Genomic DNA, 21,951 nt, shown 5'->3' with positions numbered 1-21,951 from the left:
CTTCTTTCCATAAAAATAAATGTAAACCTTATTTTTGGGGTACTTAATCAAGTTAGTTTAAGATTCATTAAAATATAGTTATCATGGAATTTAGAATCGAGAAAGATACCATGGGTAAAGTAGAAGTACCCAAGGATAAATATTGGGGCGCACAAACGGAACGTTCCCGAAATAATTTTAAAATTGGTCCTTCTGCGTCCATGCCAATGGATATTATTTATGGGTTTGCCTATTTAAAAAAATCGGCGGCTTATGCCAATTGCGAACTAGGGGTGTTATCGACAGAAAAAAGAGATTTGATCGCACAAGTTTGTGATGAAATTTTAGAAGGCAAGCTTAATGATCAGTTTCCATTGGTCATTTGGCAAACAGGTTCGGGTACGCAAAGCAATATGAACGTTAACGAAGTTGTTGCAAACAGGGCCCATGAGATTGCAGGTCAAGTAATCGGTGAAGGTGAAAAAACCATTCAACCAAATGATGATGTCAACAAATCTCAATCTTCTAACGATACATTTCCTACAGGGATGCATATCGCCGCTTATAAAAAGATTGTTGAAGTTACCATACCCGGGGTTACCCAATTAAGGAATACATTACATAAAAAAGCAATAGAATTCAAGAATGTTGTTAAAATAGGGCGTACGCACCTTATGGATGCCACTCCCCTAACCTTAGGTCAGGAATTCTCAGGTTATGTATCGCAACTAGACCATGGTTTAAAGGCCTTGAATAACACCTTAGCACATTTAAGCGAGTTGGCCCTAGGAGGAACTGCTGTTGGAACCGGACTTAATACGCCGGAAGGCTATGACGTTCTCGTAGCAAAATATATAGCAGAATTTACTGGCTTATCTTTTATTACCGCTGAAAACAAGTTCGAGGCACTTGCCGCACACGACGCTATCGTTGAAAGTCATGGGGCTTTAAAGCAATTAGCGGTTTCCCTCAATAAAATTGCCAATGACATTCGAATGATGGCCTCAGGACCGCGTTCTGGCATCGGGGAAATAATTATTCCTGCGAACGAGCCAGGTAGCTCAATTATGCCAGGAAAAGTGAATCCAACCCAGTGTGAAGCATTGACCATGGTTTGCGCCCAAGTTATGGGCAACGACGTTGCTATTAGCATCGGAGGTACGCAAGGACATTATGAACTGAATGTATTCAAACCTTTGATGGCCGCAAATATTCTACAATCAGCACAACTAATCGGTGATGCATGTGTTAGTTTTGAGGAAAATTGTGCTGCTGGAATAGAACCCAACCATGAAGTCATCAAACAGCTATTGAACAACTCTTTAATGCTAGTAACTGCCTTGAATACAAAAATAGGCTATTACAAAGCTGCTGAAATTGCCAATACGGCACATAAAAATGGTACGACTTTAAAAGAGGAGGCCATTAATCTCGGCTATGTAACTGCTGAAGATTATGACGAATGGGTGAAACCGGAAGATATGGTAGGAAGTTTAAAAGACTAAGCAATTAATTTTTACAAAAAAAGGGCGACCAATATGGTCGCCCTTTTTAATTATATCAATAAGGTTCTATTTTAACATGAACTTAGAAGTTCCTAATAACTTTAATTGGTCATCATATACGTTAACCATATAGTTACCATCCTTAAAATCACCGGCTGGTTTACTGATATAGTCACAAACATCTAAAGCCTTGTTCTCATAATAGAAACTTGTTTCTTTACTATAGGTCACAGAAGCTCCATTTTCATTCGTTTTTGAATTACTTCCACCAAGAACATTTCCTTGTGGATCCAAAACCTCTAGATAAAACTCTCTATCACCAGCTTGTGCAATAACATTATCCGCAACGGTGAAACAGATTTTAAATTTATCGGTAGCTCTTGCACGTTGGGTAGAAACCAACTTGCCGCTATTGCGTTCTTTGACTGCATCAACATTAAATTTAGAAAGATTCAAAGCAGAACCTTTTTCAACTACTTGTGCAAGATTTGTATTCTGTACAACCAATGAGTCATTGAAAACGGTTTGTTTTTCCAATTCAACATACGTACTATCACGTTGCATTGCAATCATAGTGTTCGAACGTGTCAACGAATCGACCTGTCGTAACAATTGCTCTCTTTCAGCTTTAAGAACCCCAACTTGTCTCCTATATCTTGACAATGTTCCAATATCGGCTTTCATTGTTTTTACGGAATCAATATATTTTGCAATATTGTCCCTAGCACTAACCAATTCTTCGTTAGTCGCATTACTTTCAAGAATAGCTTTGTCGTATTCAGATTTTAAGCTATTCAAATCCTCTACCACCAATTCTTTCTCTTTACTAAGAACAGTTTCGGTCTTCTTCTTATCCTGATAAAGACTTACTGTGTAGATGATAGTACCTAAAAGCACAACCCCTAAAAGTGCGGTCAAGACCTTTAAACCATTGTTATTTTTTGTTTCAGTCATAATAATAAATTTAATAAATTGTCTGTTTGTTCGATTTATATACGTATGGATTCTATTTTTAGATTTTTTTGATGTTAAAATATTTTAGATCTGCTCTAAAAACCTTCAACTTTAGATTAACTTAGTGAAGATATACCTTTAAACCGCCAGCCCTTGTTAACCATAGTTCCATTCGAATCGAAATATGCACAAAGTTTTAAAGAACTCAATTTAGCTTGGATAACTGAGTATTTTAAAGTGGAGGATAAGGATAAAGAATTATTGGAAAACTGCGAAGCATCCATTATAAAAAAGGGAGGCTATATTTTTATTAGCCTTTGGAATAATGAACCCGTAGGTTGCTTTACTTTACTTAAGCAGACAGAAGAAGAATTCGAATTAGGCAAAATGGCCGTGAGCAAGGCTCATCAAGGGTTACGCATCGGCCAGCACATGTTGACTTTTGCCATTGATTTCAGTAAAAAAAGGAACTGGAAAAAAATAGTTCTCTATTCTAGCACAAAACTGGACACGGCATTGCATATTTATAAAAAATTCGGATTTAAAGAAGTTGAATTGGAAAAAAACCTTATCTATATTCGATCCGATATTAAAATGGAATTAACGCTATAAAACAAACACTATGAAAAAAGGAAAACTACTCATCTTATTATTTACCGTAACATTCACATTTGCCTGTAAAGAAGCAAAAAAATCAGAAAAAGAATTAGATGCATCTCCTCAGTATGGAGAAAACATATCCGAGCCACCTAAAGCAATGGATGAAATAAAAATCATTCCTATTGAGCATGCAACTGTGATTTTAGAATGGGGAGATATTACAATTTACGTTGACCCTACTGGAGGAGCGACCGCTTTTGAAGAACAAAAGAAACCCGATTTAATATTGATTACAGACATTCACGGAGATCATTTAAACTTAGAGACATTGGAAGCCTTGGATACTTCCAAAGCCAAAATCATTGTTCCGCAAGCCGTGTCAGACGAAATACCTGAAGAGTTTAAAACAAAGTTAGATATTATAAATAATGGGGACAGCGTTGAACATAATGATATACTTGTCGAGGCCATACCCATGTATAACTTACGAGAAGAAGCCAAAGATTTTCATGTGAAAGGACGCGGTAATGGATATGTTTTAACAAAGGGCGCCCAACGGATCTATTTCTCTGGAGATACTGAGGATATTCCTGAAATGCGTTCTTTGAAGAATATAGATAAGGCCTTTGTCTGTATGAACCTGCCGTATACCATGACGGTTGAAAATGCCGCGTCTGCAGTATTGGAGTTTAAACCGAAAGAAGTATATCCCTATCATTACAGAGGTAGACCCGATGTAAGTAACGTGGCGAAGTTCAAGAAATTGGTCAACGAAGGAAATAAGGATATTGAGGTCGTACAGTTAGATTGGTATCCGAACGAAGATTATTAGTGGTCAACTAAAAACAATTTTGAATCAAAAAAAACTCCCGCTAATCGCGGGAGTTTTTTTTATCTGATCAGTTTTTTATACTTAATTCGCTTTGGCATAAGATCGCCGCCCAAGCGTTTCTTTTTACTTTCTTCATAATCTGAAAAAGAACCTTCAAAGAAATACACCTGAGAGTTTCCTTCAAAAGCCAAGATATGGGTACAAATACGATCCAAGAACCATCTATCATGCGATATTACGACCGCACAACCTGCAAAATTTTCCAAACCTTCTTCCAATGCCCTTAAGGTATTAACATCCAAATCATTGGTAGGCTCATCTAACAAGAGTACATTCCCTTCTTCCTTTAAGGTCATGGCCAAATGCAAACGGTTACGTTCCCCACCAGAAAGCATGCTAACCTTTTTATTCTGTTCACTTCCAGAGAAATTAAACCTACTCAAATAAGCTCTTGAGTTCACTTGCCTCCCTCCCATCATAATAAGTTCCTGTTCGTCACTGAAGTTTTGCCAAATCGTTTTTTCAGGATCTATGTTAGAGTGACTTTGATCTACGTACGCGATTTTTGCGGTTTCCCCGGTTTCAAATGCACCTTTATCGGGAGTTTCCTCACCCATGATCATTCTGAAAATAGTCGTTTTTCCAGCACCATTTGGTCCTATGATTCCAACAATTCCCGCTTGGGGCAGTTTAAAGTTCAATTCCTCATAAAGCAATTTATCATCAAAAGCTTTACTGACTCCTTTCGCTTCAATGACATTTGTTCCTAGTCGGGGGCCGTTTGGAATGTAAATCTCTAATTTTTCATCCAATTGTTTTTGGTCCTGACTCATTAACTTATCGTAGTTATTAAGTCTGGCTTTTTGTTTCGTCTGTCTTCCTTTCGCACCTTGACGTACCCATTCCAACTCACGTTCTAAAGTTTTCTGACGTTTGGAAGCTGTTTTACTTTCTTGCGCCATGCGCTTCGATTTTTGATCCAACCAAGATGAATAGTTTCCTTTCCAAGGAATGCCTTCACCTCGATCTAACTCTAAAATCCATCCGGCAACGTTATCCAAAAAGTATCTATCGTGCGTTACGGCAATCACCGTTCCTTTATATTGCGCCAAATGATGCTCTAACCAGTGAACGGATTCTGCATCCAAGTGGTTGGTAGGCTCATCAAGCAAAAGGATTTCAGGTTCTTGAAGCAATAATCGACATAGGGCCACCCTTCTTCTTTCCCCTCCGGATAGCACACCGATTTTTTTATCGGGCTCAGGAGTTCGTAGGGCATCCATAGCTATTTCTAACTTGGTGTCCAATTCCCAAGCATTGGCCGCATCGATTTTATCCTGCAAAGCAGATTGTTGATCCATCAACTTCTGCATTTTATCGGCATTCTCATAAACCTCTGGAAGGCCGAACATATCGTTGATCTTATTATACTCATCAAGTATGGCAACCGTCTCTGCAACACCTTCCTTAACCACTTCTAAAACGGTCTTATTCTCGTCCAATTCAGGTTCTTGCTCCAAATAGCCAACGTTATACCCCGGTGAGAAAACAACATCACCTTGAAAATTCTTATCCACGCCGGCAATAATCTTTAACAAAGTAGATTTACCAGATCCGTTCAGTCCCAAGATGCCAATCTTGGCCCCATAAAAGAAACTTAGGTATATATTTTTTAAAACCGGTGTATTGGCATTCTTGTAGGTCTTTGTAACCCCTGACATAGAGAAGATCACCTTCTTATCGTCTGACATAAAATATAGTATTAGTTGAAAATAAAATCGAGTACCCTATTACTTTAGGATAATAAAAAGTTATTTGCGTTTTATGATTAAACCCTTCCTTTGAGTGCATTGAAGACCCATGCGATAGCAAAAAAACCAATTCCTACCGATGCAAATCCCCATCCGGCAACATCATCATAACGAAAGGCACCTAAGGCTATCAAAGCCAGACCTACTACAATCATAATAAAAGTGGCCCATGCGAGCACTGTATTCTTATTCATTTCCGATTTAATTAAAATTTAAGGGAACTTCAAATATCGTAAATTTTAAGGCATCTGTCCAATTTTAACAGTGCTTATTATTCAAAGGGAAAGACGATTCCTGTTTTACTACGCACAGTGTCCATTAATTCGATGAGGTCAAGACTATTTTGATGACTCCATAAATCACTTTCTAGTTTACCATGAGAAAGGCAGTTTTGAACTTCTTCGATTTCATACGTGTATCCTTTACCTAATTTACCGATTTCATGTATGGTCTTCTCGCCATCCTTAACCAATGTATAACCGGTAGTTTCGTGCCATCTGGGATGAATAAAGATGGAACCTTCACTACCCGAAATTTGGGCATTCATTTCTGAATTGGAGTTAAGGCCGCTATATAAAACGGATTGGGCATTACCATAATTAAAGATCATACTGGTCTGTACTTCAACTCCAGTTTCATTAAAATTCACGCTGGCCTTAATATCTTTAGGCATTCCTAAAAGGAGATAGGAAAGGAAAATGGGATAAATACCAATATCCAACAAAGAACCACCAGCCAGATCGGGGTTTAAGAGTCTACCGTTAACATCTCTGTCCAACCCATAAAAGGCAAAATCTGCATGCAAGTACCCCACCTTACCAATTGTTCCTGTATCAATTAAGTTTTTGACCTTAATTATCGTCGGATTAAATCTGCTCCAAAGCGCTTCCATAAAAAATACATTATGCTTCTTTGCCGTTTTTACCATTTCTAAAACCTGACCCTTATTGACCCCTGCAGGTTTTTCACAGAGTACATTTTTTCCCGCCTTCATTGCGGCAATGCTCAATTCTGCATGGTTGGTATGCGGGGTTGCAATGTAAATTACATCAACTTCCTTACACTGAAACAATTCCTCGTAACTGCCGAAGGCAAGGGGAGCATTATATTCATTAGCAAAGGTCGTGGCCTTTTCCAAACTTCTAGAAGCGACCGCGACCAATTTTCCATTCTCCACTAACTTTAAATCCTTCGAAAAAGTATGGGCGATATTCCCTGCGCCAATAATACCCCAATTGATCATATGCTTTTGTTTTTGTACGATTTAGTAAACCCAAATTTAACTCCTTATCTTTAGCCTAGAAAAAGAAAACACAAGGAATGAATATTAAGTTCAATCAAAACGAAGATAAAAATAAGTTGCTAGTATCTGACCTTAGACGAAAACTGTCGGAGGTTTATCTTGGAGGTGGAAAGGCAAAAATAACCAAGCAGCACGAACAAGGTAAGATGACGGCCCGTGAACGTATTGATTATCTTTTTGATCCAAAAGCCGAACAATTGGAGATAGGCGCTTTTGTTGGCGAAGGCATGTATGAAGACCATGGGGGTTGCCCGTCTGGCGGAGTGATCGTGAAAATAGGTTATGTAAAAGGTAGACAGTGTATCGTAGTGGCTAATGATGCAACTGTAAAAGCTGGAGCTTGGTTTCCCATTACGGCAAAGAAGAATTTAAGAGCACAGGAAATTTCAATAGAAAATAAACTGCCCATTATTTATTTAGTAGATAGTGCAGGGGTCTATCTCCCTCTACAGGATGAAATTTTTCCCGATAAGGAACATTTCGGACGCATATTTCGGAATAATGCAATCATGAGCAGTATGGGAATTACACAGATATCCGCCGTAATGGGCAGTTGTGTTGCCGGTGGCGCCTATCTCCCCATCATGAGTGACGAAGCTTTGATCGTAGATAAGACCGGAAGTATCTTCTTAGCCGGAAGTTATTTAGTAAAGGCCGCTATTGGAGAGAGTATAGATAACGAAACTTTAGGAGGTGCGACCACCCATTGTGAAATAAGTGGCGTAACCGATTATAAAGCAAAGGATGATGCCGCAGCATTGGATACCATTAAAAACATCATGGATAAAATCGGTGGTTTCCCCAAGGCTGGTTTCAATCGGTCAAAGGCAGTGAAACCAAAAGAAAATCCTGAGGATATTTATGGTATTCTTCCCGGAAGTCGCTCAGAACAATATGACATGATGGAAATCATCAAACGATTGGTAGACAGTTCGGAGTTTGAGGAATATAAAGCGGGATACGGCCAAACGATTCTAACCGGATATGCCCGAATTGACGGCTGGGCAGTTGGTATCGTTGCCAACCAGCGTAAAGTGGTGAAAACAGCCAAAGGAGAAATGCAATTCGGAGGGGTTATTTATTCCGATTCCGCGGATAAAGCAACCCGATTTATAGCGAATTGCAACCAAAAGAAAATTCCCTTGGTCTTTTTACAGGATGTGACCGGTTTTATGGTAGGGAGTAAAAGTGAACATGGCGGTATCATTAAAGACGGGGCCAAAATGGTCAATGCTGTAAGTAATTCGGTCGTACCCAAATTCACCATTGTAATCGGCAACAGCTATGGCGCTGGAAACTATGCCATGTGTGGAAAAGCCTACGACCCTAGATTAATCGTTGCCTGGCCAAGCGCAGAACTTGCCGTAATGAGTGGAAACTCGGCCGCAAAGGTGCTACTACAGATTGAAAAAGCTTCGCTGAAAAAGAAAGGCGAAACCATTAGCGAAAAAAAGGAAAAAGAGCTGTTCGATAAAATTAAGCAGCGTTACGATAACCAAGTCTCACCCTATTACGCCGCCGCCCGATTATGGACGGATGCCATCATAGATCCGAAAGATACTAGAAAATGGATTTCAATGGGTATTGAGGCCGCAAACCATGCTCCTATTGAGAAACAATTTAATATGGGAGTGTTGCAGGTTTAGATATCTTAATTACCCTGATCCCCCTTTACCCTTGGAATCAGTAATAGGTCGGTCTGGCGGCCATTCACATACCTGAAACCGTTTTCACCATAAAAACCGGCTTCTTCAAGCATGATCCGAATATCCCTGTTCCATTCCGGAATATTGACGGTTGTGTTCAGTTCAATAGCGTAAACCGTATTCGTATTCAAAGGATAATTTTCTCCATCATCTTTCATAACTCCACCTTGTGAATCCCACATGCCAATGGTGGTTCCCGCAGAATGACCATACATTCCTAATGGGTGCGTGTAAATAGAAGGTTGAAGTCCTGCGGCTTTCGCATCACTTAAAGACTTGGCTAAAATTTCATTCCCCGTCTTGCCTTTCTTCATAGTGCTAGTTAAAAAATCCTGAACCCTATTTCCATCTTTCAGTCCGTTGACCAGAAATTTTGGTGCTGACTTTTCTTGAGGCTCTAGAACATAGGCCAATTCTTGACAATCAGTGTTCAACCGTAAATAAGTGATTCCGAAATCACAATGTAACAAATCTCCTGGCAGAATAATCATTTCATCTGGTTTGTCAGCAAAAGAATAGAATTTACTGGCTTTATTTTTTTCGCTCCTTTGTACATCAACGGTTGGGTGAAACCAGGTTTCCAACCCTAAATCGGTTACTTTTTGACGCATCCACCAGACCACATCAGAGGTGGTCGTTACCCCTGGAGTTATCACCTTTTCAGAGAAAGCCTCGGCAATAATATCATGAGTAATATCTACGAGCTGATTGTAGATAATCATTTCACGCTCAGTTCTGGTTTCGATCCAACGGACGGCCAATTGCTCTGCAGAAACGACTTTCGATGTAAGTTTCTTTGGTAAATTGGACATGAATTCATCATAGTCCGTTTTATCCAACCCATCCGCTATATTATGATCTTTAGAATAATTTAGTCCGATTGTATTGGGGTTTCTTTCTGCTATCAACTCCATCAAACGTTTCCACTGATCTGGTTGCTTTTCCTTGTCCCAAGCCGAAACGATATTCTTACCAACGTTATATCTTGCTACCGCCAATTTTTCAATCGTATTTTTTTCCTTGTCCCTATAAAACAAAAGAATCGTTCTCCTTCTCGCATTCAACCAAGTTGCCGGAAGCATCGTTCGTATCACGGGATCTTCATTATATTCCCTAGATATGACCACCCACATGTCAATGTCCGCAGTGTCCATCAATTTTGGCAATAGATTATTAAAACGGTCATCCAGAATTTCATCGACCACAACCGCTCTTTCCTGTTCAGAAAGTATTTGTTGGCTGTAGGTTTTACCAATACATAATAGAAATAACATGAGGAAACCTTTTTTCATAAGAATTGTTTTAGATAGGCCTTGAAAATACAAAATAACCAAGATTTGAATCGCTAATTCCCTTAAAACAATACATTTTTAGAAATCCTATAAATTACATATCTTTCTTTTCATAAATTATCATCCATACTCTCAACCAAACGTATAAATTCTGCCCTATATCCGTTCCTATCATTTTTCCTACCTTTTTCAGTCAAAACAATCACATCTTCTAATGTGGAATTATTGGTGAATGCCGACTTCCTTAACTGTTGTCCGAATAAAGCAACGGCAGAAGCAAATTGAAAGTCTGGGGACATTTCCTTCACCTCGTCGTTTTGAACGTGTTTTAGTTCTATACTATTTGCATCATTAGGCCTTTTGTATCTGAATTTTACCGTAAATAATTCTTCAGAGAATCCATTGTTGACTGTGTTACCGATGTACTTTAATGTAGGCACCTCTTTTATGTATTCTGAATTGACACCAACCTCTACAATTTCGTACAAGGCGGTAACCTTATGACCACTACCCAATTCACCAGCGTCTTTTGTATCATCTATAAAATCCTCATCGGCCAATATTCTATTCTCATAACCAATCAATCTATACGACTTTACTTTGGCGGGATTAAACTCAATTTGCAATTTCACATCCTTTGCTATCGTAAATAATGTACCTCCGAACTCCTTACCGAATAATTTCTGAGCTTCCTGCATCGTATCAATGTAACCATGATTTCCATTTCCTTTATCTGCTAAAGTCTCCAATTTTGAATCTTTGTAATTACCCATACCAAAACCAAGTACGGATAGGAAAACGCCCGATTTTCTTTTTTCCGTAATTAAATCTTCCATTGCCCGATCATCGGATAGCCCAACGTTAAAATCCCCATCGGTTGCAAGTATCACCCTATTATTTCCATTCTTTTTGAAATGTTCCGTTGCTAGCGCATAGGCCAATTCAATACCTTCGCCACCTGCCGTTGAACCACCAGCTTCCAATTTGTTCAGTGCATTGAGGATTTTCTTTTTGTCACGCCCAGAAGTTGGCTCCAATACAACTCCGGCAGCACCCGCATAGACCACAATCGCTACTTTATCCTTTTCCCTTAATTGATTGATCAATAGTTTGAAGGCAGATTTCAATAAAGGCAATTTGTTGCTGTCGGACATTGATCCCGAAACATCGATTAAAAAGGTAAGGTTCGATGCTGGCAAATCTTCGTTCAAATATTCCTTGCCTTGCAACCCGATACGCACCAACTTGGTATTATTATTCCACGGCGTTTTGGCAACTTCCGTATTTACAGAAAAAGGATGTTCATCAGTAGGTTGTGGGTAAGAATAGTCAAAGTAATTTATCATTTCCTCAATTTTGACCGCATCAACAGGAACTTCTTGTCCGTTATTAATGAACCTTCTTATATTACTGTAAGCAGCTTTGTCCACATCGATTGAAAATGTAGACAAGGGGTTCAAATCGACTTTTTGAAATTGATTTTCACTGATACGGCTATAATTTTCATCATTCTCGACCAGATAATTTCCCTTGTGCGTATTAATAACTACACATCCATTTTGGGCAGATTTACCGTATATCTTTTTGGCAGCTCTACTTTTTAATACCTTTTTATTTGCAATTTTATCATCACTCAACGCCGCAACGATAGCGTTGTATTGTTTTTGAACCGGAACACCATCAACGATATATAACGGCTGTTTTATTCCGTTTCCTGATTTTTCCGCTTTAGAATCAATTATTCTAATTCCAGGTACCTTGCCCTGTAACTGTTTACTGATACTATTTTGAAAAGTCCTTTGTTGGATGCGTTTGTTATGAAAGTTGGGGATTACCTCTACAGCATTAGTACTGCTTATATTAACTCCATAGCCTACCATTACCACTTCTTCTAATTTTTGGGAATCTTCCTCTAGGGCTATATGAATAACTGCAAGGTCTTTGACCTCGATTTCTTGAGTCTTATACCCAATATAGCTATAAACTAGTTTGGCACCGGTGTAGGCATTAATGGAATATTTACCATCAAAATCGGTCTGCGTAACATTAGAAGTACCTTTCACCATAATATTAGCACCTGGTAAAGGCCTACCGTTACCATCGGTGACAGAACCGCTTATGACCATTTGTTGTGCAGATAAAATCACACTATTTAAAAGAACGAATAGAACTACTACATTTTTCATAATTGTCGGTTTGACGTTTGAGCGATAAACCTAGAAAAGAAGTAGCGTGAAAAAAATGAGGAATTAGGGAAGTGCGTTTTAGAATTAGGGAAGTGATGATTTCAATAAGGCCTTTGTTTCCCTTCTATTTATCTTACCGCTTTTTGTACGTACGAATTCTGAAATCACCTCAATTGCTTTTGGTTTTTCAAATTTGGTCAAAATAGTACTTGTATTAATTTTCTGTACTACAAGTTCCTCTATCTCTTCAGCTTCCAAAATCAAAACGAGCTGCTCTCCAAGAATTGGGTCTGGTAGCGATGCTATAAAAAAGCTGCCGCTTAGAACATTTGAGAGTTTAGATTCAATTAGTTCAGGATTCAATTTAACTCCCCCTGAATTAATAATATTATCGAACCTTCCCAACCATTTGAATTGTGATGAAGAAATCAATTCCACAACGTCATTGGTAACTATTTTAAAATCTGAAACTTTTGGTGCATCGATTAACAAACAGTTTCTATCATCAGTAGAAATAGAAATATCAGGCAATACTTCGAAAGGAAAATTGAATTCACCGAGATGCTCATCAAACCCGTTTATACGTTTGACGGCAATATGCGTTATGGTTTCCGTCATTCCATACGTTTCATAACTATAGTTGCCTATATTCTTAAGTTTTGAACGTAAATCAGCAGAAACGGGAGCTCCTCCAATCAACAAGATTTTAACTCGATGAAGGTTTGATATTGAATTCAGCACCTGCAAGGGCACCATCGCCCCAAAATCAAAAGCGCCGGTATTTTTCGTTAGCGGATCTGACGTTGGTGGAACAATATGTATATTCAAACCCAACACCATGGCTCTCACCAACATCATCTTACCCGCTATATATGTTGCCGGCAAACATAATAAAGCGGTATCATTTGCCGAAAGTTCAAAATAACGCCCCGTTGCCAAAGCACTATTGACCATGTGCTCTTTTTGTAAACGGATGGATTTCGGTGTACCGGTAGAACCAGATGTCTGAACAACAATTTGAGGGGAATTATCAACCCAATCTAAAAGAAACTGTCCGATAGATTTTTCGAATTCGGCTCCTTCTTTGATGTAACTATAACCCAGTTCTGAAATATCGATTGCGGAAATTGAATATCCGTTGATTTTAAAACATGGATGTATGTTATTCTTGAACGACTTCATCCCCTTGTATATTCAAAAAAGCTTCTTCGATCATGACCTTTCCTGTTAGTTTGTCCTTCCAGTTGGTCCATCCATAGCGTTTCGAAAAAATAAAAAGTAGAATTGGAAAAACTACAAAAACAGGCACTAAAATATCCCATCCTAAAACTGGTTCAGAAATATCAAGATAAAGAGAATCTGTTTGAAAAGCGGACCAATCTGAAGTCAACAGCAATGCAGCTGTAAGATTGTTGGCCGCATGAAAACCCAAGGCCAATTCAAGACCTTCATCCATTAAGGTTAGTATACCAAGAAAAAATCCGGTACCAATATAAAATACCAAAATGCCATATCCCAGTTTCTCGACCTCAGGATTGAAAATATGCATTAATCCAAACAATAAAGACGTAAAGACCAAAGGAAACCATCGATTACCGAACATAATTCCTAACCCCTGCATCATATAACCCCTCATGAAATATTCTTCCATACTGGTTTGTATGGGAATCAATAAAATAGCTACTACGGCAAGGGTTAAAAAAGGAACTAGATTAAAATTAAATTCATAATCTTCGGGAGTTAAAAAAATATCGAGAAAAATAAATAATACAGAAACGATAGCCCAAAGAAAAAATGAAACGAACACGCGTTTCCAGTCAACCCTTTTCCTGCTTGTTGTCAACGAAGTAATTGATTGCTTATGAACATATTTTACAAAAGCAAAAATTGACAATAACCCAATGGCGAATGTCAACAGCATGAAAAATAAAAAAACATTATTGCCCAACACTTTAGCCATTGAACCTATATCACCTCCCATCAATGCCGACATTCCACCTTCTTTTAAAGCTAAGGCCATTAACAAGGGAATGGCCCCAATAAACTGCCAAACGAAAAATACCGTGAATATTCCTAAAATATAACGCCAACTTTCACTTAAGCCTTTGTAGCCCTGTTCTATATACATAAATTCTTAATTAGATTATTTTCCCAATCGGTTGAACTATTATAAAATAAACCACCATTCTTAACTTCTAAAGGGCTCTTAAAATTATTAGTGAACAACGCACCGGTACCTAGACCCTGTGGCATTGAATTCTGCAAGGTTGCCGTCCATTGAGCTATGGCATTCAACCCTATATTACTTTCTAATGCACTCGTAACCCACCAACCGATATCGTATTTTTCCGCTAGGGTTATCCATTCCATACTGCCGCTAAAGCCGCCTACTAAACTAGGTTTCAAAATAATATATTGAGGTTTGATCGTAATTAATAATTCCTCCTTTTTTGCAACATCGATGACCCCGATCAATTCTTCATCTAATGCAATTGGCAATGGCGTTTCTTTAGTCAATTTCGCCATCGCTTTCCACTGACCCTGACGTATCGGTTGTTCTATAGAATGTAATTCTAGCCTTGACAATATTTTAAGATAGAACATTACTTCATTCGTAGAAAAAGCACCATTCGCATCTACACGCAATTCGATTTCCTCTTTAGTATATTTATTTCTGATGGATTCCAATAATTGAATTTCAGAATCAAAATCAATGGCTCCAATTTTAATTTTGATGCACTTAAAACCATCGTTCAGTTTCTGCTCAATCTGCCGATGCATGAATTCCTTATTCCCCATCCAAACGAGACCGTTAATGGATATCGGCTGTTCATTCCTTAAAAACGGAGAATCGAATAGTTCAAACGGATTTTTTGAACGAAGGGATAAAAAAGCCTGCTCCACTCCAAATTGAATACTTGGAAAATTGGTAAGTTCTTTCAGCAACTCTATTTCTCCGATAGAAATATATTTTGCTACCCACCGACATTTTTCCTCATACTCAGGAACATCATCGGAACTAAGTCCTCTAAAAAGTGCACATTCACCAATACCGAACTTACCACCATCTTCCAAAATGAGAAACCAAGTTTCCTTAGTTCTTAAAATACCCCTTGATGTACCACTGGGATTTTTAAATTGGAGTAAATGTTTTTTAAACGTTGCCTTCATAAAGTCCTACAAATTTAGCTATATTTTGACTTTAAAAAATACAAATAGAAAAGTATGGTTGGTAAAGTAATTTGGATTACAGGAGCCTCATCTGGAATTGGAGAGGCCTTGGCCTACAAATTAAATTCAATGGGTTGCAAAATCATACTCTCTGCAAGACGAGAAGATGTCTTGAGCGGAGTTAAAAAGAATTGTGAATATCCTGATCGGGCAACCGTATTACCATTGAACCTCACCGATTTTCAATCCTTAAAATCAAAGACCAAGAATGCCATTGAAATATACGGAAAAGTTGATATTTTAATTAACAACGCGGGGCTTAGCCAACGTTCTCTAATAGCCGAAACAAAATTTGAAGTATATAAACAAATGATTGATGTTAATTATCTGGGTACTATTAATTTGACTAAAAATTTACTTCCTTATTTTATCACTCAAAAAAGCGGACATTTTGTCACTGTAACCAGTTTAATGGGAAAATTCTCATCTCCTTACCGTTCAGGTTACTGTGGAGCAAAACACGCCTTACACGGATTCTTTGACGCCCTGCGAATGGAGCACGAAAAGGATAATATTCAAGTGACCTTAATTTGCCCTGGATTCATACAAACCAATGTGGCAAAAAACGCGTTGACAGGGGACGGAAGCGCCCTGCACCAAGAAGATAATGCCACTAAAAACGGAATGCCGGTCAACCAATGTGCAAAAGAAATCGTTGCTGCTATCGAAAAGAAAAATTTTGAAGTTTATATCGGAGGAAAAGAAAAATATGGTATTTACCTTAAAAGGTTCTTTCCAAAGCTTCTACACAAAATAGTATTAAATAGTAAGGTTAGGTAACACACTTCAACTATTTGAAATTAAACCAGAAACGTACGCCTTCTGTAGTTTTATCAGTATTTAAAGATGTCTGTAATTGATTGGCCAGTCTATTCATTAGCCGAATGCCCATAGAAGAATTAGCGCGCTCCTCTGTATTCTCAGGTAACCCTATTCCGTTATCGGTATATTCAAAAAACCCTTCCTGCCCATTGATCTTGCGTATATGAATATAGATTTTTCCATTATTATCATCGTTGGGAAAAGCGTATTTAAAAGAATTGGATACCAATTCGTTCAGTATAAGTCCAAAGGGAATGGCTCGGTCTATATCCAATTCTACCCCTTCGGCATCAATGGTAATATTGATGTTGTGACCTCCCTTTTTATATACCGATTGAATACTGTTTATTAAACTTTCTACATAGCCCTGCATTTCTATGACCGACAAATCGTCGTTCTGATATAATTTCTGATGAATCAAGGCCATGGCCTTCACCCTACTTTTACCTTCTTCTAAAGCCTCAATAGCCGCTTTACTCCTTGTATTTTTGGTTTGAAGGCTCAATAAACTAGAAACCATTTGCAAATTATTCTTCACCCTATGGTGTATCTCTTTAAGTAAGGAATCCTTTTCAACCAGCGAATTTTCAATAATGAATTTTTGCTCTGCGATCAAGCGTTGGTTTTTGATGCTTTTTAGATAGGCATAAACCAACCCGGCAAACCCCATTAAAGTAAATATAAGGGAAATAAAGACCAAACTAATTTTATCATCCCTGGCTTTAATGTCCTTTCTGGATTCTTCCAATTGAGCCTTTTGTTGCTCCATCATTTTTCTTGAGTTTTCAAGATCTTGGGTTACAACAGAAGTTAATTGTTGATTTTTGATATTGGATGCTTGCGCGTCGATCGAATCACGAATTCGAATGTTCTTTTTTAGATATGTGGTAGAGTTCTTATAGTCACCGGTTTTATAGTAATAATCAGCATAAATCCTATTTTTGTGCAGGATATTTTCAGGTTTAATAGGGTCAATATCATCACTCAAATAATCAGTCGCCTTCGCATAATTATCCAATTTCAGATAACAATCTGCCAATGCCAACGTATTTTCAATCAAATCTGACGAAAACTTACTTTTACTATATTTTTTAATAATGTCCCTACTCTCTTCCAAAAAGGGAATGGCCTTTTCGAACTCTTTTAACTGAACGTGGCATTTACCGATGTTCCCAACGATAATACCATTTAATATTTTACCGTCTATGAGTTCCTTATCGGTTCTTTGTTTGGTGACATCACTCAAATAAACCTGTATAAGACCTTCAGCCTTTTTAAAATAACTTATTGCGGTAGGCGTAGATTGGTCTAACCTAAGGTAATTTCCTATGGTATTGTTATAAACGGCCTGACCATAATAATCATCATCCCGTAAGGTCTTTTTCTCCTCGGTCATATAATCCCGCATCGCCTTTCTATACTGTCCCAAACTTGCATAAATATCATAAAACGCAATATTTTCGGTCAAACCCAATTCGCGTTTTCTACGGCGTATTTCAATTTGCTTATCATAGAGCTGCAACATTGAATAATCGCTGTCCATCAATTCTAATATGGTACGTTTTGTTTCCTTATCAAAATCATCCAAATTATCGTATAATGCCCGAGAAATAGCCAAACTTCTCTCATAGTTTCCTAGGTCATAATAAATTTGGGATTGAATAAGCTGGTAATTTCTTATGGAACTGGTATCCTTTGTTTTTTCTGAACTATTCAAATAGACATTGACCGTATCTAACCAATCATACGGGGAATTAAGGTTATATCTGTTTGGGGTATTAAAAAAGAAAAAAGAACGAAGTTCTCCGTTCTCCAAATCCTGAAATTGCTGGAAGTAATCTTCGTTTTGAGTCAATACATCAACTTGTGCCATGGCACTGAAAGAAAGTGCGCAAAGAAGCAAGAAGCATGTCAGTCTAAAAACAAAATCTTTTTTCATATCATATTAAAAAGTAAAATCAAAATTAAACCTAAAACCTGATTCCACTAATTTTTTGTTTTGAGCCTAAAATAAATCAATCTCTAAAACAATAAAGCCCAAAAAGCGTGTTCTACGTCCTTTTAACTAAACCTATGCAATAATCAAGAAAGTAATGGAAAAATAATATTTGAAATGCTAATTTCTTACACTATGCAATAAGTTTCTAAAACGGTAAAATTATTAAATAGGAGCCACCTTCTATCATATTTGTTGTATAACATATGTTTTATGTTGTGAAGCAATTTTATAGCATTACATTTTACAGGTAATAGAATAAATTGAAACTTTTATAGATTAATCTATACCTTTTATCGATTTGAAAATAAAAAAAACACCGATTAGGTGTTTTTTAAAACATTATAATCTCAATATTATTATGAATTCATTGCAGATATAATCAATTCTTTGAAATCTTTAGATATCGGTATCAGTGTGTTATTGATCATGATATCTTTAGAGTTTATAGCGTCTATATGGTCTACATTAACGATATATGACTTATGAGCTCTGTAAAATTTATTCTGTGGGAGCTTTTCCAAATAATCTTTTAATGGGGAACGGACCAAAAATTTCTTGTCTACTGTATTTACTTCAAGATATACATTATCGGCTTTGATAAATTGAATATCTCCGAATTGAATTCTATAGTACAGGTGTTGTTTTTTTACGAAAATCGAATCCTTTAAAATGGAGTTGGACATTGGTACATCATCATTTAACTCTTCACTGGAAAATCCTTTGTTCCCATTTTCCTTGCCGTAAATAAAATTTGACAAGGCAATTTCTATTGATGTATACAGGTCTTGTTGTTCAAAAGGCTTTACTAGATATCCATTAGGCTTAACGGTTTTAGCGTTTTCTACCGTTGCCCTGTCTGAGTTCGAGGTGACGAAAATGAAAGGAATATCATAGTTTTCCCTGATATGTTTTCCTAAGTCGATTCCTGTTTTATCGGATGCTAAAATAATATCGATAAGGACCAAATCGACCTGTTGTGATTTTAAAACTTCAACTGCCTGTTCGTAAACAATTACATTGTCTACTATTTCATAGCCTATTTCCTCTAACATGGACTGCATGTCATCTGCAATAATCACATTGTCCTCAACAATAAGAATTTTAATAGGTTGTTCCAAAATCGCTAATAGTTTAGATGGTTACATGTAAAATTACGAAAAATAATAATAACTAAAATAAAACAACAGCGCTGTAAAAAAAGTGCTTAGTGCTAATTTTTTAAGCTCTGGATCGAGTTCTGCCGCATTGCTGATTTCAACCACTTTTTTAATATGCATGCATATGGGTGCATAGCCAATTAGACATACATAACGTAAGACAGTTCCATTTGTTGTAATTATATAAGCTACCAAGCAAATAAAGGAAAGTACTAATAACAAATAATGATAAATTTTTCCATTTTCAAAGCCCATTTTAACCACTAGGGTGTTTTTACCTACCCTTTTATCAGATTTAAAATCCCTTAAATTATTAAGGTTGAGTACGCCTACACTCAATAATCCAATCGAAATTGCCGGTAATAAGGCCAGCATCGGAATTGATTTAACGAATAAGAACATTGACCCCAGAACACTTACCAAACCAAAAAAAATGAACACAAAAACATCTCCTAATCCATTATAACCATACGCAGATTTACCTACGGTATATTTAATGGCGGCCCAAATGGCAAAGGTTCCTAAAGTTAAAAATAACACTGACATCAGCAATTGGTCCAAACCAAAGGAAACATAAACCAAAGCAATGACCAAGAGTATATTTATACCAATACTAATATATATTCCCCTTTTTAGTTGCTTCGCCGTTAATAATCCACTTTGCAAAGCTCTCTTCGGTCCTATGCGTTCTGCACCATCGGTTCCTTTTATCCCATCACCGTAATCATTAGCAAAATTGGAGGTAATTTGAAAACCTATGGTAGTGCAGAGAGCCAATACAAAAATCAGCGTGTTGGCCGACTCTTGTGAAGCTGCCAAAGCAGTACCTACAAGTATACCCGAAATAGATAAAGGAAGCGTTCTAAGCCTTGCCGCATTTAGCCAAGCACCAACTTTTGTCACTAATAAGGATCTTCTATTTGAACTCTTTTACCATCTTTATAAGAAGCTACAAACGCATCGTTAAAACCAATATCGACCAACTGTTTTCTGAACGATTGTGCCTCCTGTAGGGTTTCGAAATTGCCTAATGAATAAGAATAGAAAGGATTTGTTTTGACGAACAAGGTATTGGTAAGCGCCTCAGAAGCTAGAGTTACATTATTATCTACAAATGATTTTACCTGAACGGAATATATTTTTTCTTTTTGCAAAAACTCCTTTGCCAAATAAAACTCCTTTACCAAACTTAGTTCTTCGTTCTGTTCTTTTAAACTTTCTAATCGGGTCTTAATAGCATCGACACTATCTATAGAGGTAAGAACCAAATCATTATTAGATTTTCTAGTAAATCCACCAGAACTAGACATTCCTGCCGTAAATGAAGTAAACGCTAAACCACCGATCAAAAAAAGTGTCGTGATACCAGCAAAAATATTACGCTGTATCTTACTCTTCTTCAATTCTTTGTTCTTATATTTAATTTGATCCAGCAGACGTTCATTGATGATTTGGGCCTTATCAATGTCCTTATGTAATTCCAATAGATCGCTCTCTTCAATAAAAGGCATATTCAGTTATAAGTTTATGGCATTAAAAACTAAATGTAAGTTAAAAGTTCGTCAATAACTTTTAATTACTACAAAAATAAAATTTAAAGTAAACTATCACAAAAATATCCCCTTAAATTTCGGATATAATTCTGCAAATCAAATATTTAAAAAAAATACTATAGCATAAACCTATTCCGATATCAAAGTAATCCCGTCCGTTTCTATATTTATTTTCCTTTCCTTATATAGAGTTCCCAATCCCTTTTTAAAAGTTTTTTTACTCATCTGAAAAATATCACGTATTTCCTCTGGTGAAGATTTATCATGTACCGCTAAATAGCCACCGTTTTGATGAAGTACTTCATGAATTTTTTTTGCCGCAGGTTCTAACACTTTCGCTCCAAGGGGTTGAAGCGAAATATCCAATTTATTATCCTTTCTAATGGTTTTAACGCAACCTGGAATAATGTCCCCAATATTTATTGGCTTGAATACTTCATTGAAATACACCAAGCCCTTGTGCCTTTCATTGACAATGACTTCCCAACCCAAATCGGTTTGTCTAGTAACGACCAAATCTACCTGCTCCCATTCTTTTAGGTCAATCGTGTCGTTACTCAAAAATTTATCCAATTTATTGGATGCCACCAGTCTCCCCGAACGCTCATCTAGATAACAATGCACAACGTACCATTGCCCTTCTTTCATCTTCACACGCTGTTCCCTAAAAGGGACCAAAAGATGTTTTTCAAGACCCCATTGCATAAAGGCACCGAATTCATTTACTTCAGCAACCTGAAGTAGACGAAACTCTCCCAACATAATATCTGGTTCCAACGTGGTGGCCACTGGCCTCTCATCGTAATCTAAATAACAGAATACTTTTATTTTTTCACCTATCTCATAACTAGTTGGCACATATTTATTTGGCAATAACACATCATTACCTTCTTCATCCCCCAAAAAGAGTCCAACACTGGTATCTCTTAAAACTTCCAGATTATTTATACGTCCTAATTCGATCATATTACAAAATTACATTTTAAAATTTAGAATGCTAAGCATAAAAAAGACCGTTACT

The 21,951-nt window shown here is 37.2% G+C and carries 19 protein-coding genes; 5 read left to right on the top strand and 14 right to left on the bottom strand.

The window, feature by feature from the left end:
• Positions 1-83: 83 nt before the first annotated feature.
• Positions 84-1,484 carry a class II fumarate hydratase gene (gene fumC / locus ACNR9Q_RS10470; RefSeq protein ID WP_419211165.1) on the top strand — a complete coding sequence of 467 codons (1,401 nt, stop codon included), beginning with the start codon at positions 84-86 and terminating at the stop codon, positions 1,482-1,484.
• 66 nt (positions 1,485-1,550) lie between these two features.
• Here fumC and ACNR9Q_RS10465 read toward each other — a convergent pair whose 3' ends face one another.
• Positions 1,551-2,438: a hypothetical protein gene (locus ACNR9Q_RS10465; RefSeq protein ID WP_419211164.1), complete on the bottom strand. Its 888-nt coding sequence runs from the start codon at positions 2,436-2,438 to the stop codon at positions 1,551-1,553.
• A gap of 153 nt (positions 2,439-2,591) precedes the next feature.
• Between ACNR9Q_RS10465 and ACNR9Q_RS10460 the strand changes: the two genes are divergently transcribed.
• Together ACNR9Q_RS10460 and ACNR9Q_RS10455 are read left to right on the top strand one after the other, a co-directional pair.
• Positions 2,592-3,050, top strand: coding sequence for a GNAT family N-acetyltransferase (locus ACNR9Q_RS10460; RefSeq protein WP_419211163.1), 459 nt, complete (start codon positions 2,592-2,594; stop codon positions 3,048-3,050).
• Between the two features lie 10 nt (positions 3,051-3,060).
• Positions 3,061-3,870, top strand: a complete 810-nt coding sequence (locus ACNR9Q_RS10455; RefSeq protein WP_419211162.1) for an MBL fold metallo-hydrolase — start codon at positions 3,061-3,063, stop codon at positions 3,868-3,870.
• Positions 3,871-3,929: 59 nt separating this feature from the next.
• On the opposite strand, the gene ettA is transcribed toward ACNR9Q_RS10455, so the two are convergent.
• From ettA to ACNR9Q_RS10440, 3 genes are all read right to left on the bottom strand, one after another.
• Complete coding sequence (ettA, locus tag ACNR9Q_RS10450) at positions 3,930-5,621, bottom strand: energy-dependent translational throttle protein EttA (RefSeq protein WP_419211161.1); 1,692 nt, start codon at positions 5,619-5,621, stop codon at positions 3,930-3,932.
• A 77-nt stretch (positions 5,622-5,698) separates the two neighbouring features.
• On the bottom strand, positions 5,699-5,875 hold the full coding sequence (locus ACNR9Q_RS10445; RefSeq protein WP_419211160.1) for a CAL67264 family membrane protein: 177 nt from the start codon (positions 5,873-5,875) through the stop codon (positions 5,699-5,701).
• Between the two features lie 77 nt (positions 5,876-5,952).
• Positions 5,953-6,924, bottom strand: a complete 972-nt coding sequence (locus tag ACNR9Q_RS10440) for a Gfo/Idh/MocA family protein (RefSeq protein WP_419211159.1) — start codon at positions 6,922-6,924, stop codon at positions 5,953-5,955.
• A 77-nt stretch (positions 6,925-7,001) separates the two neighbouring features.
• On the opposite strand from ACNR9Q_RS10440, the gene ACNR9Q_RS10435 reads away from it, so the two are divergent.
• Positions 7,002-8,630: an acyl-CoA carboxylase subunit beta gene (locus tag ACNR9Q_RS10435; RefSeq protein WP_419211158.1), complete on the top strand. Its 1,629-nt coding sequence runs from the start codon at positions 7,002-7,004 to the stop codon at positions 8,628-8,630.
• A gap of 5 nt (positions 8,631-8,635) precedes the next feature.
• Here ACNR9Q_RS10435 and ACNR9Q_RS10430 read toward each other — a convergent pair whose 3' ends face one another.
• The 5 genes from ACNR9Q_RS10430 to ACNR9Q_RS10410 form a co-directional block, all read right to left on the bottom strand.
• Positions 8,636-9,982 carry a M24 family metallopeptidase gene (locus ACNR9Q_RS10430; RefSeq protein ID WP_419211157.1) on the bottom strand — a complete coding sequence of 449 codons (1,347 nt, stop codon included), beginning with the start codon at positions 9,980-9,982 and terminating at the stop codon, positions 8,636-8,638.
• 110 nt (positions 9,983-10,092) lie between these two features.
• Complete coding sequence (locus tag ACNR9Q_RS10425; RefSeq protein ID WP_419211156.1) at positions 10,093-12,168, bottom strand: YfbK domain-containing protein; 2,076 nt, start codon at positions 12,166-12,168, stop codon at positions 10,093-10,095.
• Between the two features lie 84 nt (positions 12,169-12,252).
• Positions 12,253-13,350, bottom strand: a complete 1,098-nt coding sequence (locus ACNR9Q_RS10420) for an AMP-binding protein (RefSeq protein WP_419211155.1) — start codon at positions 13,348-13,350, stop codon at positions 12,253-12,255.
• A complete protein-coding gene (locus ACNR9Q_RS10415; RefSeq protein ID WP_419211154.1) occupies positions 13,331-14,296 on the bottom strand; it encodes a CPBP family intramembrane glutamic endopeptidase in 966 nt (321 codons plus the stop codon). Before ACNR9Q_RS10415 ends, ACNR9Q_RS10420 begins: the two co-directional genes overlap by 20 nt.
• Complete coding sequence (locus ACNR9Q_RS10410; RefSeq protein ID WP_419211153.1) at positions 14,287-15,339, bottom strand: o-succinylbenzoate synthase; 1,053 nt, start codon at positions 15,337-15,339, stop codon at positions 14,287-14,289. Before ACNR9Q_RS10410 ends, ACNR9Q_RS10415 begins: the two co-directional genes overlap by 10 nt.
• Before the next feature lie 54 nt (positions 15,340-15,393).
• Here ACNR9Q_RS10410 and ACNR9Q_RS10405 point away from each other — a divergent pair, with 54 nt between their 5' ends.
• Positions 15,394-16,179 carry an SDR family oxidoreductase gene (locus tag ACNR9Q_RS10405; RefSeq protein ID WP_419211152.1) on the top strand — a complete coding sequence of 262 codons (786 nt, stop codon included), beginning with the start codon at positions 15,394-15,396 and terminating at the stop codon, positions 16,177-16,179.
• Positions 16,180-16,189: 10 nt separating this feature from the next.
• On the opposite strand, the gene ACNR9Q_RS10400 is transcribed toward ACNR9Q_RS10405, so the two are convergent.
• The 5 genes from ACNR9Q_RS10400 to ACNR9Q_RS10380 all read right to left on the bottom strand — a co-directional run bounded on the left by ACNR9Q_RS10400 (position 16,190) and on the right by ACNR9Q_RS10380 (position 21,896).
• Positions 16,190-18,160 (bottom strand): histidine kinase dimerization/phosphoacceptor domain -containing protein, encoded by a 1,971-nt coding sequence (locus tag ACNR9Q_RS10400; RefSeq protein ID WP_419211151.1) that lies wholly within the window; start codon positions 18,158-18,160, stop codon positions 16,190-16,192.
• Positions 18,161-18,576: 416 nt separating this feature from the next.
• Positions 18,577-19,338: a LytR/AlgR family response regulator transcription factor gene (locus tag ACNR9Q_RS10395; protein ID WP_419211150.1), complete on the bottom strand. Its 762-nt coding sequence runs from the start codon at positions 19,336-19,338 to the stop codon at positions 18,577-18,579.
• 33 nt (positions 19,339-19,371) lie between these two features.
• On the bottom strand, positions 19,372-20,280 hold the full coding sequence (menA, locus tag ACNR9Q_RS10390) for a 1,4-dihydroxy-2-naphthoate octaprenyltransferase (protein ID WP_419211149.1): 909 nt from the start codon (positions 20,278-20,280) through the stop codon (positions 19,372-19,374).
• On the bottom strand, positions 20,280-20,888 hold the full coding sequence (locus tag ACNR9Q_RS10385) for an SPOR domain-containing protein (protein ID WP_419211148.1): 609 nt from the start codon (positions 20,886-20,888) through the stop codon (positions 20,280-20,282). Before ACNR9Q_RS10385 ends, menA begins: the two co-directional genes overlap by 1 nt.
• A 171-nt stretch (positions 20,889-21,059) precedes the next feature.
• Entirely contained in the window at positions 21,060-21,896 is an 837-nt protein-coding gene (locus tag ACNR9Q_RS10380; protein ID WP_419211147.1) for a S1 RNA-binding domain-containing protein, read from the bottom strand.
• Positions 21,897-21,951 lie beyond the last annotated feature (55 nt).

The organism is Maribacter sp. X9, from assembly GCF_048537565.1.
Classification (GTDB): Bacteria; Bacteroidota; Bacteroidia; order Flavobacteriales; family Flavobacteriaceae; genus Maribacter.
The sequence above is the reverse complement of the archived record's forward strand: the minus strand, read 5'-3'. Positions and strand labels throughout refer to the sequence as shown.

Bases quoted from the DNA above. Each gene is read 5' to 3' on its own strand.
- fumC (WP_419211165.1), top strand. From the start codon at position 84: ATGGAATTTAGAATCGAGAAAGATACCATGGGTAAAGTAGAAGTACCC.
- ACNR9Q_RS10465 (WP_419211164.1), bottom strand. From the start codon at position 2,438: ATGACTGAAACAAAAAATAACAATGGTTTAAAGGTCTTGACCGCACTT.
- ACNR9Q_RS10455 (WP_419211162.1), top strand. From the start codon at position 3,061: ATGAAAAAAGGAAAACTACTCATCTTATTATTTACCGTAACATTCACA.
- ettA (WP_419211161.1), bottom strand. From the start codon at position 5,621: ATGTCAGACGATAAGAAGGTGATCTTCTCTATGTCAGGGGTTACAAAG.
- ACNR9Q_RS10445 (WP_419211160.1), bottom strand. From the start codon at position 5,875: ATGAATAAGAATACAGTGCTCGCATGGGCCACTTTTATTATGATTGTA.
- ACNR9Q_RS10440 (WP_419211159.1), bottom strand. From the start codon at position 6,924: ATGATCAATTGGGGTATTATTGGCGCAGGGAATATCGCCCATACTTTT.
- ACNR9Q_RS10435 (WP_419211158.1), top strand. From the start codon at position 7,002: ATGAATATTAAGTTCAATCAAAACGAAGATAAAAATAAGTTGCTAGTA.
- ACNR9Q_RS10430 (WP_419211157.1), bottom strand. From the start codon at position 9,982: ATGAAAAAAGGTTTCCTCATGTTATTTCTATTATGTATTGGTAAAACC.
- ACNR9Q_RS10425 (WP_419211156.1), bottom strand. From the start codon at position 12,168: ATGAAAAATGTAGTAGTTCTATTCGTTCTTTTAAATAGTGTGATTTTA.
- ACNR9Q_RS10420 (WP_419211155.1), bottom strand. From the start codon at position 13,350: ATGAAGTCGTTCAAGAATAACATACATCCATGTTTTAAAATCAACGGA.
- ACNR9Q_RS10415 (WP_419211154.1), bottom strand. From the start codon at position 14,296: ATGTATATAGAACAGGGCTACAAAGGCTTAAGTGAAAGTTGGCGTTAT.
- ACNR9Q_RS10410 (WP_419211153.1), bottom strand. From the start codon at position 15,339: ATGAAGGCAACGTTTAAAAAACATTTACTCCAATTTAAAAATCCCAGT.
- ACNR9Q_RS10405 (WP_419211152.1), top strand. From the start codon at position 15,394: ATGGTTGGTAAAGTAATTTGGATTACAGGAGCCTCATCTGGAATTGGA.
- ACNR9Q_RS10400 (WP_419211151.1), bottom strand. From the start codon at position 18,160: ATGAAAAAAGATTTTGTTTTTAGACTGACATGCTTCTTGCTTCTTTGC.
- ACNR9Q_RS10385 (WP_419211148.1), bottom strand. From the start codon at position 20,888: ATGCCTTTTATTGAAGAGAGCGATCTATTGGAATTACATAAGGACATT.
- ACNR9Q_RS10380 (WP_419211147.1), bottom strand. From the start codon at position 21,896: ATGATCGAATTAGGACGTATAAATAATCTGGAAGTTTTAAGAGATACC.